Below are 12,096 nucleotides of genomic sequence, written 5' to 3'. Positions count from 1 at the left end.
GGTTCCTGCTGCGCCGGCTGGTCGTGGGCGCCGGGGTCCTGTGGGGCGCGGCGACGTTGGCCTTCGTGACGCTGCACGTCGTACCGGGTGATCCCGTCGACACTTTGATCGGGCCGACGTTCGGGATCTCGCCGCAGCTTCGGGAGCAGATCAACGAGACGTACGGGTTCCAGTCGCCGCTCGTCGTCCAGTACGGCACCTGGCTGCGCCGCCTGGTGACCGGCCATCTCGGCACCTCCTACCAGCTGCAGCGGCCGGTCGTGGAGGTGTTGTCCGGTCAGGTGTGGCCGACGGTGCAGCTGGCGCTCACAGCGTCCGCGCTCGCCGCGCTGCTGGCGATCGGGCTCGCGGTGTCGACCGCCGGCCGGGGCGGCACCACCCACCGGCTCGGCCGGATGCTGGCGACCAGCGCCGAGCTGCTCGTCGTGTCGAGCCCGACGTTCTGGATCGGCATCCTGCTCATCACCCTCTTCTCTGCGCACCTCGGCTGGTTTCCCAGCGCCGGCGCCACTGGCCCGTCCGGGCTGGTCCTCCCGGCGTCCGCGCTGGCCCTGCCGATCGCCGGGGTCCTCGCCCAGCCCAGGTGCTGCGGGAGGGACTTGACACCGCACTGGAGGCTCCGTTCGTCATCGCGGCGGTCCCCAGCTACGCGCGGGTTGTGCGGTCGCGTGCCCTCGTCGTCCGCCATGCCGGGTTTGTCGACGCCGGGGTGGCGCTCGGCCTGCCCCGACCGGTGATCGTGCTGCGCCACATCGTGCCGAACACGCTAGGACCGCTGCTCGTGCTGGCCACCGTCGGCATCGGGACGGCGATCATCTCCGGTTCGGCGCTGAGTTTCCTGGGCCTCGGTACGAAGCCGCCGGCCCCCGAGTGGGGGGCGATGCTCGCCGACGGCCGAGGCGTCATCGACACCGCCTGGTGGGTCGTGGTGTTCCCCGGGGCGGCGATCGCCGCCACTGTCGTCGCCGTGACCGTGCTCGGCCGCCATGCCCGCCTGCGGGTGGAGGGACGGACTCCGTGAACGACCAGCCGCAGGTCTCACCGCCGGCACCGCCGAACTCGGCACCGCTGGGGTCGGCGCCCCCTGGTTCGACACCTCTGAGCGCGCGGGGGGCGAAGGAGCCGTCCGCGACCCTGCTGACCGTCGACGGGCTGCGGGTCTCCTTCGGCCGGGGCGGTCGGGCCGTCGAGGTGGTGCGGGGAATCTCCTTCGATGTCGGTGTGGGGGAGTGTGTGGCCCTCGTGGGCGAGTCCGGATCGGGTAAGAGCGTGACCGCCCGCGCCCTCGTCGGACTCGCCGGAGCGGACGCGACGGTCCAGGCCCGGCGGCTGCGCCTGGGCGGGACCGACCTCATCGGGCTGCGGGACCGGGAATGGCGCGCCCTGCGTGGCCGCCGGATCGGCCTGGTGCTCCAGGACGCCCTCGGTTCCCTCGATCCGCTGCGGCGGGTCGAGCAGGAGGTCGACGAGGCGCTGCGGGCACAGGGCCCAGTCGCGCGGGCCGAACGTGGCCCCCGGATCGCGATGCTGCTGGCGCGGGCCGGTATTCCTGATCCACAGGTCCGTGCCCGGCAGTACCCGCACCAGCTCTCCGGCGGGTTGCGCCAGCGGGTGCTGATCGCCGCGGCGCTGGCCGGCACTCCGGACCTGCTCATCGCCGACGAGCCGACCACCGCTCTCGACGTCTTGGTCCAGGCCCGGATCCTCGATCTGCTTGCCGGTCTGCGCGAGAGCGGGATGGGACTGCTGCTCATCAGCCATGACCTGGCAGTCGTCGCCCGGCTCGCCGATCGGGTCGCCGTGCTGCGCGACGGAGTGATCCTGGAGAGTGGCCCGACCGAGCGGGTGCTGGGCGATCCCACACACGCCTATACCCGCGAGCTGCTTGCCGCCGTGCCCTCCGCGCGGACCAGGGGCAGCCGGCTGGCCGGACCCGTCGACGAAGCCGGGATCGCGGCGGCCGGGATCGCGGCGGCCGGGCTCGCGTCTGCCGGGCTCGACGCGGGCGGCTCGACCGGCGCCGAGATCCTTCTGCGGGCGACGGGACTGCGCAAGGCGTTCCGGACGGCGGACGGAGAGCGACGCGAGGTGGTCCGGGACGTCTCCTTCGCGCTGCGCCGCGGGGAGACCCTCGGGCTCGTCGGCGAGTCCGGTTCGGGGAAGACGACGCTCGCCCGGATCATGCTGGGTCTGACCGAACCCGACGCGGGTGAGGTGCTGCTCGGCGGCGTTCCCTGGGTCGGCCCGTCGGGTCCTGGGGGCGGCTGGGGCAGCTGGGTGCCGGAGCGTGACCGCCGACCACGCCGCCGGCAGATCCAGGCGATCTTCCAGGACCCGCTGGGGTCCTTCGACCCACGACTGACGGTGGGCCGGATCCTGACGCAGGCGCTGCGGGTGGGTGGGGTCGCGCGAACCGAGCGCCGCGACGCCGCCGTCCGACGGCTGGAACAGGTGGGGCTCTCCGCGCGGGAACTACGGCGCAGACCGGTCGAGCTGTCCGGCGGGCAGCGGCAGCGGGTGGCCATCGCCCGGGCGCTGTCCGTGGAACCGCAGGTGCTGATCTGCGACGAACCGGTGTCCGCGCTCGACGTGTCCATCCAGGCCCAGGTCCTGGACCTGCTCGTCGACCTGCGCCGGACCCACCGCCTGGCCATGGTCTTCGTCTCTCACGACCTCGGCGTCGTGCAGCACCTCAGCGACCGGGTCCTGGTGATGTACGACGGGCGGGTCGTCGAGTCCGGGGACGTGGAGACGGTCTTCACCGCCCCCCGGCACCCCTACACCGTACGGCTGCTCGCCGCGGTGCCCCGGCTCCCCGGACCGCCTACCCCCCAGCGGCTACCGGGCCGTCTCCGCAGGCCGGGACGCCCCTGGCCGACAGCGCCACAGCCGTACCGGCATCTGGGTGATGTGCCCGTCGGTGTCGAGGCGGTGCCGCGCGACCTCCCCGATCGCCCGAAAGTAGTCCTCCTGACGGTCCGCACCGACGAGCCGGCTGTAGTAGGTGCCAAAGGTCGCCGCGTGGAACCGCTGGTACTCCTCGCCGTTCGCGGCCCGCACGACCGCCGGGCGTTCGTCGACGCCGTCGATGTCGAAGTACGCGTCGAGCAGGGTCGCGGTGTCGTCCACGGACAGGGTGCGTACGGCGATCGGAATGATCCCGGCCGCCGCCAGCAGCCTGGGTACGTCCTCGGCCGCATGGCCCAGCCGGACCAGGGCCTGCCGGGCGAGGTCGTCGCTGCCACCGAACCCGTACTCGTCGTGCTCGGGATGGTGGGTGGTGAGCAGGAAGGCGCCGCCGGGCCGCAGTCGCGTGGAGATCCACCGCACCAGCTGCTCCTCGTCGGGGTGGATCCAGTGCAGGACCGAGGTGAGGGTGACCAGGTCGAACGCCGTGGGACCCGCATCGTCGGCCAGTTGCGGGGGCCGGCGCAGATCGGCCTGGACGAAGCGGAACCGTACCCGGGTCGCGTAGGGGGCGAGCTTGCGTCGAGCCTCGGCAAGCCGGGACTCCTCACGATCCAGGCCCAGGGCGTCGACGGCGTCGGGCAGGCGGTCGAGCGCCGCGGCGAGCAGGGAACCGATGCCGCAGCCGAGATCGGCGACGGACCGGGCGGTCGGATCGGCGAACTCGAGCACCCAGTCGGTGTCCTGAGCCTGCCGAAGCCGGCTGGCGTCGTCGTACCCGCCGAGTCGGGCCGCCTGTGCCGTGACGGTCTGCGTCATCTGTTTCTCCCCAGCCGAGGTATGCCAACCGATCCGACGTACTGACGGTCCGCCATCGTGCATCACGGGCTCGTGCCAAGTGCCGAGTTCCGTGCCCTGCGTTTTGAAATTAGGCATCGTGTTCGTGTGGGGTCAAGATAGCTTTCTGCGTCCATAGTCGACATCCTGTTAGGGGACGTAATGAAGTAACAAATACGTGATCGAGAGCATCATCGCAGGTCACAGGCCTGTGGAGGGTTCGAAACGCGCAAGTTATTTCATTTCGACTCCTTAGTGCTGGTAACAGCACCGTGATGCCTCTGGACCAGCCGCCGCGAGCCGACTGGAATGGGTCGCGGTCCGGGACGCGGAAACTGTTCGCGACAGTGAAAACCAGGTACGACAGTGGAAACCATGCAGGAATCGGTACCGCCGTGCCGGACCGGAACTGGTCCGCAACCGGTCTAGGACCTGGCCGCGACCGCCCGGAACGGGCCCAGAACCATGCCCAGGGGAGACGATGACCAGTACAACGGGATCCGATGCGGCCTTGGCGCCGGCGCGAGACGTGATCGCTACGCAGCGTTCCGCGCCCGACACGTCGGTCGGATACGTCCAGGGCATCCTCAGCCACGACATCTCCACGGAACTCGGCTGGCTGCAACTGCTGGAATCACAGGTGGACCCGGCCACGCACGCCGTTCTCGAGGCGCGGGGAATCGCCGATGGAGGGCGGTTCCTGGAAATTCGGTGCCGGTGCGGGTTCGGTCGCCTACTGGCTGGCCGACCGGTTCCCCGGCGGGGAGGTGACTGCGGTCGACGTGAGCACGAGTTTCCTCGACGACGCCGGCCGGTCGAACCTGCGGATCGTCCAAGCGGACGTGCGCACCCACGACTTCGAGCCGGGTTCCTTCGACCTCATCCATGCCCGCACCGTCCTCATGCACATCCCCGAGCGTGAGGAGGTGCTGCGGCGGCTAGTCTCCTGGCTGGCCCCGGGCGGCTGGCTGGTCACTGAGGATCTCGTGCTGTCCCCGGTCGACTCGTCACCGCACGACGGATTCCGGCACGCCTTCGAGGCGATCGGCCAGGCGATGGCGTCGTCGATCGGGTCGGACCTGTGGTGGGGGCGAACGCTGCCGGCGCCGCTGACCCGGGCGGGCCTGGTCGACACCGGTCTGCACGCCACGTACTACCCGGTTGGCGGCTCCAACGAGATCGGGCGCCTGTGGCGTGCGACGTTCGGCCAGTCCGCCGACTACCTCGTCGACAGCGGCCTGCTCACCCGTGCCGATCTCGACTCGGCCCTGGCCCTGCTCGCCGATCCCGACTTCCTCGACCTCGGGCCCAGCATCATCGCTGCCTGGGGCCGGCGCCCCCGGCCTGAGCTTCCGGGCGCGGGAACTCCCGCCCTTCCGTCTCTGTCCTCCGTCTCCGCGACGACCATCTGACCGAACACCGTCGACCACCCGTGAGGTACTCCCGTGACCACTCCGCGTTTCGGTGTCACTCTTCCTCTGCCCGGCATCCCGCTGCGGGACCATCGACGCATCGTCACGGGACTCGCTGACGCCGGCTACAGCGACGTGTGGACGGCCGAAGGCGGCGGCGTCGACGCGTTCACCCCGCTCGCGGTCGCCGCCGCCTGGGATCCCCGGGTGCGCCTGGCGAGCGCGATCGTGCCCGTCCACACCCGCGGCCCGGCGGTGCTCGCCCAGACCGCGGCGACCCTGGCCGATCTGACGTTCGGCGGGCTTGTCCTCGGCATCGGTTCGTCGGTGCCCGCCCACGTGACCGACCTCAACGGCATCCCGTTCGACGAGCCCTTCCGTCGGACCCGGGACACGCTTCGTTTCCTCACCCGGGCGCTGCGCGGCGAGGTGGTCTCCGGCGCCTTCGACACGTTCGCGATCCGCGGCTTCGTCCTACCGAATCCTCCGATCGAGACGCCGAAGGTCATCCTGGGAGCGATGCGGCCCGGCATGCTCAAGCTCGGCTTCACCGAGGGGGACGGTGCCGTCACCAATCTGCTGTCCCCCGAAGATATGATCAAGGTCCGTGCCGCCGTCGGACCGCAGCCAGCGGGCAAGGAGCTGGTGGTGAAGGTCTTCGTGAGCCCGAACGCCGATCCGAACGTCGCCCGCCGCGACAGCCGGCCGTTCCTCACCTGGATCCTCAACCAGACCCCTTACCACGCCTTCCACGAATGGCTCGGCAACGGCGAACGGCTCGCCGAGTCCCACGAGCGCTGGACCGCCGGGGACCAGCGTGGTGCCGCCCGGGCGCTACCCGACGAGGTCATCGACGCCCTGTTCATCCACGGCACGCCCGAGCAGTGCCGCGACCAGATCGCCGCATATGTGCAGCCCGGGGTCACCGCGGTCCAGCTCTACGTCCGCCTGACTCCGTCCTTCCTGCTCGGAGCGTGGGACACCGCCGGATCGACCGGATCAGCCGGATCAACTGGATCGGCTGGCGGGGGAGAGCAGGACCTGGCCGAGCGGGTCCTCGGCCTGCTGAGCACGCTGCGCCCCCGCATCCCCACGCCGGCTGGCATCGGCTGATCGACCTCGCCGGACGGACCGCGCCGGTTTCCCGACCACGGGCCGCGCCGCTACCGACCAGGGCCACCGGGGCCGCTACCTGACCACGGCCACCGGGCAGTGCGCGTGCAGGACGCACTGGTGGCTCACCGAACCGAGAAGCAGTTCGGCGAAGCCGCCGTGCCCGCGGCTGCCGACCACGAGCAGCTGCGCGTCAGCCGAGGCCCGCAGCAGCGCATGGGCGGGGCCATCGACGACGGTCTCCTTCCTGACGGGGATGGGCAGCCCGCCGGCGTGCTCGGTGACGATCGTGGAGACGGCCTGGTCGAGGGTCTGCCGGGCCTGCTCCGCCAGCGCCGATCCGATATCGGCGTAGCTCCCCGGGTAGATCGGGATGTCCAGGTGCCAGGCGTGCACGACGTGCAGGGCGCTCTTGCGGAGCATCGCCGCCTCGACGGCCCACCGTAGTGCCGTGAGCGAGGGGGCCGAGCCGTCCACGCCGACGACCACCGGCCGGTCGTCGATGCCGACGGGCTGGTGCGCGCCGCCGCTCGCCACGCCGCCGCTCGCCATATCGCGGTCATGCTTTCCGGACCGGTGCCTGCCGGATCCGGCGGCCGGGGCGACCGGCCGTACCACGACGACCGGCAGGGAGGCATGGTGCACCACACCCTGGCTCACCGAGCCGCTCACCAGCCGGTGCAGGGCCCCGTGACCGCGCTCGCCGACGACGATCATCCGCGCGTCGGCCGCGGCCCGCAGCAGCTCCGGGACGGGACTGCCCTCCTCGACCCGCCGGATGATCCGCACTGTCGGATCGCTGACCCGGGCGGCGGTTAGCGCGGTGTCCAGAACCCGCGTGGCGGCGTGCGCCAGACCCTCGCGGTCGGCGTTCGCCGCGGTCTCGAAGACCGGCCGCGGTTCGCCCATGACGTCCCATACCAGTACCGCGATCACCGGGACCAGGCGCCGGGCGGCCTCGTCGCAGGCCCACCGGATCGCGGCGACGGACGCGGGTGAACCGTCGACCCCGACGACGATCCCACCGGCGGCGGACTCCGCGTCCGCCGCCTCGACGGCCTGCCCGGCGGGGCGCGCGTACCCCGCGGTGTCCGACTGTGCCTCGGTGTCCGACATCCCTATCACCCTCTCGCCGTGCTGCTCCCCGTCACTGCCATGGTTCCGCCTGAAGGTGACCCCCGCGACGTGACGCGCGGGGTGAGCCGGTGGGGCCTGCGGCCGGTCATGACCCTGCCGGATGGCCCGCGGCCTGAGGCCAGAGAGGTGGCCTGAGGTCGGAGAGGTGGCCTGAGGCCGCAGAGGTGGTTGGTCGACGGAGCGCCGGGTGGTGTGCCGGCCGTCAGCGGCCGATGGTGCGGTGCAGGAACGCCAGAACGACGCCCATCCGCTCCCGGGCCGGGAAGGCACCGCCGCGGCCGGCGCCCGGCACGATCGTCACGTCCACCGCCGGCGCTCCGGCGGCGCGCAGCGCGTGGGCGAGTTCCAGCGACTGCTGGTGGGGGACCGTGCAGTCCGCGTCCCCGTGCTCGATCAGGAACGGCGGCAGCGGCCCGCGGCTCAGGTAGTTCAGGGGGCTCGCCACCCGGACCAGCTGGGGCACGGCCGTCACGGTGCGGCCGAGGAACCGCGACTCCGGCGAGTGGGGCTGGTCGTGCTGGGCGTCAGCCACGGTGCACCGCTCGTTCGCGCGCAGCTGGGCGTCCATCGAGGCGAAGTTCACCGGGCCGTAGAAGTCGACGACGGCCTGGACGTCGCTGGACACCCCGGGATTGCCGAGCCCCGGGTCGTCGAACATCGCCACGCCGCTCGTCGTGCCCAGCATCACCGCGAGGTAGGCCCCGGCCGACGCGCCGGTCGCGGCGATGCGGGAGGGGCCCAGGCCATAGGTGCCCGCGTGGGCCCGCAGCCAGCGGACGGACGCCTTCACGTCCTGGACCGCGGCCGGGAACTTCGCCTCCCCGGACAGCCGGTAGTTCAAGCTGGCGACGGCGTACCCGGCGTGGACGAGTGCTCGGACCACCGGCAGGTCGTCCCGCTTGTCGCCGAGCATGAACGCGCCACCGTGGATCGTGAGTACCACCGGCAGGACCGTCCCGGGGGTCACCTGGGCCCCTTCGGCACCTGCCGTCGGGGCCGGCGGGGAGGGACGGTAGAGATCCAGCCGCTGTGCCGGCGAGACCGGCGCGTAGGGCACGTCCCGCAGGACCCACATGCCGCCGGACTCCTCGGGCGTGCCGGCCTGCGCGGGTGCGCTGTTCGGGCCACCCGGGCCCGACGCTGTCGGCGACGCGGGGCGAGGGGCGGAGCCGTGCCGGGAGCACGCGGCCAGGCCCAGGCCGAGCGCGAGCATGCTGCCGGTGGCGGCGGCGAGGAATCGGTGCTGGGCGGAGCGGATGATGACAATTCTCCCTTCCGGAGGGCCGTCCGCGGGACGGGGATCGGCCGGGCAGGGATCGGCCGGGTAGGGGTCAGCGGGGACGGAACTCTCGCCTCCGCCAGTCATCATGCCCTGCCGCTCTAACCGCCCCGAACATCCGATCGCATGATGAATCCCTTGATCTTGGCGTTTGCCGATATTCTAGGCGGACGGCCCCGGGTGTTGTCCGTTCGGGACACCCGGATCGCGGCCGGAGCCCGGAGCCCGGAGCCCGTGCGGGTGTTGGTGACGGGTGGCAGATGTGACCAGCGCCACACGGTGTGGGGAGCTGGCATTTGCAGTACAGTACGGTACTGTTTCTCTGGTTAGGGTAATGTTCATTGCGTCTTCTCCTCGGCGTCGCGGCCATGCGCGTCGACTCCGGAGAAGCGTCCGAGACGGAAGGGTGAAGACCGATTTCCCCGCCGAGTGGCGCCGGGCGTGGCCGGCCCCGGGACGATGCCCGGGAGCGGGCGATCCTGGACGCCGCGCTGGAACTGCTCGTCGAGGTCGGGTATGAGCGGATGAGCATGGTCGCGGTCGCGGCCCGGGCCCGGGCCAGCAAGGCGACGATCTACCGCCGATGGTCGTGCAAGGACGAGATGGTCGTGGAGGCCCTGCGGCGGCATGGTCCCGGCGACCGCGTCCCGGCTGACACCGGGTGCCTGCGGGACGACCTGGCCGCCGAGGTGCGCCTCATGGTCGACACGATTACCGGTCCCGACGGTGCGCTGCTCATTGGCGTGCTCCGGGCCGCGAGCGAGTCCCCGCGGCTGGCTGCGGTCGTGCAGGCCAACATCCTGCAGAACAAGGCGAAGATCGGCCGCTGCATGTTCGCTCGGGCCTCGCAACGGGGGGAGATCTCTGCGTCGGCCGATTTCGACGTGATCATGGAGATCGTTATGGCGATGATTTTCTGTCGCCTGCTCGTCACCGGTGAGCCGCTCGACGGCGCGTTCGTCGATCATATGGTGGACGACGTGCTCATGCCGTTACTGGCTGGCCGGCCCGGAACGACACTCCGGCCCGGAACACCCCCGTCCGGGGCCAACTCGAACACCTGAGCTATTCTCTGCTCGAACGCTCGTTCGATAGCCCTGTCCCTGCCACCGTCGCGTCACCGACGCCGCCACGGACCGCCCGGTCCCGGGGCGCCGTCCACCGGCACCATCCCCACCGCACCGGGTCGCCTCGCGCGAACTCGTGGCGTTCGTTCGTCCCCGTTTCAGGCCCGATCGGCTAGGAGCTTCCCTGTGACCACAACCCTCGACCACCAGGCGGAGGACCGTCCGGTGGACGCGGCGGACGGCTCGCCCGATCCACGGCGCTGGCTCGCGCTCTGGATCATCGCTGTCGCGCAGCTCATGGTCGTCCTCGACGCCTCGATCGTGAACATCGCGATCCCGCACGCGCAGGCCGATCTCGACATCTCCACCGCGAACCGGCAATGGATCGTCACCGCGTACACCGTGGCCTTCGGCGGTCTGCTGCTGCTCGGCGGGCGCGTCGCCGACTACCTGGGGCGCAAGCGGGCCTTCAGCTGGGGACTCCTCGGTTTCGCGCTGGCCTCGGCGCTGGGCGGCCTGGCCCCGAACGCCGGCCTGCTGTTCGCCGCGCGGGCGCTGCAGGGTGCGTTCGCGGCCCTGCTCGCGCCGGCCGCGCTGTCGCTGATCACCGTCGCCTTCACTGAAAGCCGCGAGCGGGCGAAGGCGTTCGGCGTGTACGGAGCGATCTCCGGTGGTGGCGCCGCGATCGGTCTTATCGTCGGCGGCCTGCTCACCGAGTACGCCTCCTGGCGGTGGTGCCTGCTGGTGAACGTGCCGATCGCGCTCATCACCGCGGCTCTCGCGCTGCCCGTGGTGCGCGAGAGCCGGGCGCAGGGCAAGGCCCGCTACGACCTGCCCGGCGCGGTGACGGTGACCGCGGGCCTGGTGGCCTTGGTCTACGGCTTCACCGTGGCCGCCGAGGACGACTGGGGCGACGCCCGCACCATCGGGCTGCTGGTCGGTGCGGTCGTGCTGCTCGCGGCCTTCGTCGTCATCGAGTCCCGCACCAGCGCGCCGCTGCTGCCGCTACGGGTGCCGTGGGAGCGCAACCGCGGCGGCTCGTTCCTGGCCTCGCTGCTGACCGGGGCCGGCCTGTTCGCGATGTTCCTGTTCCTGACGTACTATTTCCAGCAGACGCTCGGCTACGGCGCCCTGAAGACCGGCTTCGCGTTCCTGCCGTTCAGCGGCGGGATCATCGTCTCCGCGGGGCTGGCCAGCCAGCTCCTGCCGCGCGTCGGGCCCCGGGTACTCGCCGGCGCCGGCACGACGCTCGCGGCGGTCGGGATGGCGCTGCTCCTCGCGATCGGGACGGATTCGAGCTACGTCGTGCACATCCTTCCCTCCGAGCTGCTGATCAGCATCGGCATGGGCTTCTCGTTCGTGCCCCTGTCGAACCTCGCGCTGATCGGGGTCGCCCCGCACGACGCGGGGGTGGCCAGCGCGCTGGTCAATACGACGCAGCAGATCGGCGGGTCGCTGGGCACCGCGTTGCTCAACACCGTCTACGCGACGGCCGTCACTAACTACCTGGCCGATCACGGGCGGGGTGGGAAGGCCCTCCTTGACCAGGCGCAGATCGAGGGCTACACCACGGCGTTCCTGTGGGGAGCCATCCTCATCGCGCTCGCTGCGGTGGTGATCATCGTGCTCATCCGAGCCGGGCGGGAGTCGACCGCCGACGTCGAGGTCGTCCCCGCGCACGCCGGCTGACCCGTCCGCGCGGCACCCCGTCCGCGCGCCCCTTCCTCGTCCGTCCGGGACAGGCCAGGAAGGGCCGCGGGGCGCTGGGGGCGCTGGGGTGGTGATCGGAAATCCTACAGTTCGGATTCCCCGGCCAGTATCGCCCGGGAGCTGAGCCGGAAACCGATGGTCCCGTCCACGATTTTTCGAATCACGGTGGCTTTCGGATCCCTGCCGCCGACCCCGTCGACACCCAGGGCGCCCGCCAGAGCCCGTAGCTGCGGGACCGGGATCCGGCCCAGGGCGGCCAGGTGCTCCCGGGCTTCCTCCCGGCTCGCGGCGGCGACCAGTGTCGCGTGCAGCTTCTCGACGTCCACGGACGCCGGGAGCCGGGAGCCGTCCGCCGCGGCACGACCGCCCGGGTCTGCTGCCGTAGCCGTAGCCGTAGCCGTAGCCGTAGCCGTAGCCGTGGGTGTGGGTGTGGCCGTGGCCGCGGGGACGACCGCGAGCCGCGCCCGACCCGCCATGAGATCGTCGAGCTGCCGGACGTCCAGGGTGTCGAGCAGATCGGACGCCTGGCGCAGGAGAACGGCCCCGAGACGGGCCGCATCCCGACCCGGGTGGCTGGCGGGCCGACTGTCAGGAGCCATGGTTCGCCGTCCGGATGCGTTTGAGGAACTCCGGG

Annotated in this window: 8 protein-coding genes and 2 pseudogenes; 6 read left to right on the top strand and 4 right to left on the bottom strand. The window is 71.5% G+C overall.

The annotated features are described in order from the left end of the window. Both AC08OU_RS16615 and AC08OU_RS16610 read left to right on the top strand, forming a co-directional pair. Positions 1 to 1,021, top strand: a pseudogene (locus AC08OU_RS16615) (ABC transporter permease); the annotation flags it as partial. Next, a pseudogene (locus AC08OU_RS16610) lies at positions 1,018 to 2,814 on the top strand (dipeptide ABC transporter ATP-binding protein); the annotation flags it as partial. The pseudogenes AC08OU_RS16615 and AC08OU_RS16610, both read left to right, overlap by 4 nt. A 24-nt stretch (positions 2,815 to 2,838) precedes the next feature. Here the strand turns inward: AC08OU_RS16610 and AC08OU_RS16605 are convergent. Then, positions 2,839 to 3,726, bottom strand: coding sequence for a class I SAM-dependent methyltransferase (locus tag AC08OU_RS16605; RefSeq protein ID WP_476601016.1), 888 nt, complete (start codon positions 3,724 to 3,726; stop codon positions 2,839 to 2,841). Positions 3,727 to 4,430: 704 nt separating this feature from the next. Between AC08OU_RS16605 and AC08OU_RS16600 the strand changes: the two genes are divergently transcribed. Continuing rightward, complete coding sequence (locus AC08OU_RS16600) at positions 4,431 to 5,156, top strand: class I SAM-dependent methyltransferase (protein ID WP_476601013.1); 726 nt, start codon at positions 4,431 to 4,433, stop codon at positions 5,154 to 5,156. 33 nt (positions 5,157 to 5,189) lie between these two features. Beyond that, the gene (locus AC08OU_RS16595; RefSeq protein ID WP_476601011.1) at positions 5,190 to 6,269 is read left to right on the top strand and encodes an LLM class F420-dependent oxidoreductase; all 1,080 of its coding nucleotides are present in this window, start codon (positions 5,190 to 5,192) and stop codon (positions 6,267 to 6,269) included. Between the two features lie 75 nt (positions 6,270 to 6,344). Here the strand turns inward: AC08OU_RS16595 and AC08OU_RS16590 are convergent, their stop codons facing one another. Further along, positions 6,345 to 7,385: a universal stress protein gene (locus AC08OU_RS16590; protein WP_476601009.1), complete on the bottom strand. Its 1,041-nt coding sequence runs from the start codon at positions 7,383 to 7,385 to the stop codon at positions 6,345 to 6,347. A 223-nt stretch (positions 7,386 to 7,608) separates the two neighbouring features. Beyond that, on the bottom strand, positions 7,609 to 8,775 hold the full coding sequence (locus AC08OU_RS16585; protein ID WP_476601007.1) for an alpha/beta hydrolase fold domain-containing protein: 1,167 nt from the start codon (positions 8,773 to 8,775) through the stop codon (positions 7,609 to 7,611). A gap of 326 nt (positions 8,776 to 9,101) precedes the next feature. Here AC08OU_RS16585 and AC08OU_RS16580 point away from each other — a divergent pair, with 326 nt between their 5' ends. Then, positions 9,102 to 9,749, top strand: a complete 648-nt coding sequence (locus AC08OU_RS16580; RefSeq protein WP_462203816.1) for a TetR/AcrR family transcriptional regulator — start codon at positions 9,102 to 9,104, stop codon at positions 9,747 to 9,749. A 189-nt stretch (positions 9,750 to 9,938) separates the two neighbouring features. Next, complete coding sequence (locus tag AC08OU_RS16575; RefSeq protein WP_476601006.1) at positions 9,939 to 11,441, top strand: MFS transporter; 1,503 nt, start codon at positions 9,939 to 9,941, stop codon at positions 11,439 to 11,441. A gap of 104 nt (positions 11,442 to 11,545) precedes the next feature. Here the strand turns inward: AC08OU_RS16575 and AC08OU_RS16570 are convergent, their stop codons facing one another. Beyond that, positions 11,546 to 12,061: a hypothetical protein gene (locus tag AC08OU_RS16570; RefSeq protein ID WP_476605250.1), complete on the bottom strand. Its 516-nt coding sequence runs from the start codon at positions 12,059 to 12,061 to the stop codon at positions 11,546 to 11,548. Positions 12,062 to 12,096: the final 35 nt, after the last annotated feature.

The sequence above is a fragment of the Frankia sp. CcMO1 genome (assembly GCF_977945845.1).
Note: the sequence above shows the minus strand (reverse complement) of the source record. Positions and strands in the feature narration are given on the sequence as shown.

Excerpts from the sequence above, each read along its gene's own strand:
- AC08OU_RS16585 (WP_476601007.1), bottom strand. The coding sequence starts at position 8,775 with ATGATGACTGGCGGAGGCGAGAGTTCCGTCCCCGCTGACCCCTACCCG.
- AC08OU_RS16600 (WP_476601013.1), top strand. The coding sequence starts at position 4,431 with ATGGAGGGCGGTTCCTGGAAATTCGGTGCCGGTGCGGGTTCGGTCGCC.
- AC08OU_RS16570 (WP_476605250.1), bottom strand. The coding sequence starts at position 12,061 with ATGGCTCCTGACAGTCGGCCCGCCAGCCACCCGGGTCGGGATGCGGCC.
- AC08OU_RS16605 (WP_476601016.1), bottom strand. The coding sequence starts at position 3,726 with ATGACGCAGACCGTCACGGCACAGGCGGCCCGACTCGGCGGGTACGAC.
- AC08OU_RS16590 (WP_476601009.1), bottom strand. The coding sequence starts at position 7,385 with ATGTCGGACACCGAGGCACAGTCGGACACCGCGGGGTACGCGCGCCCC.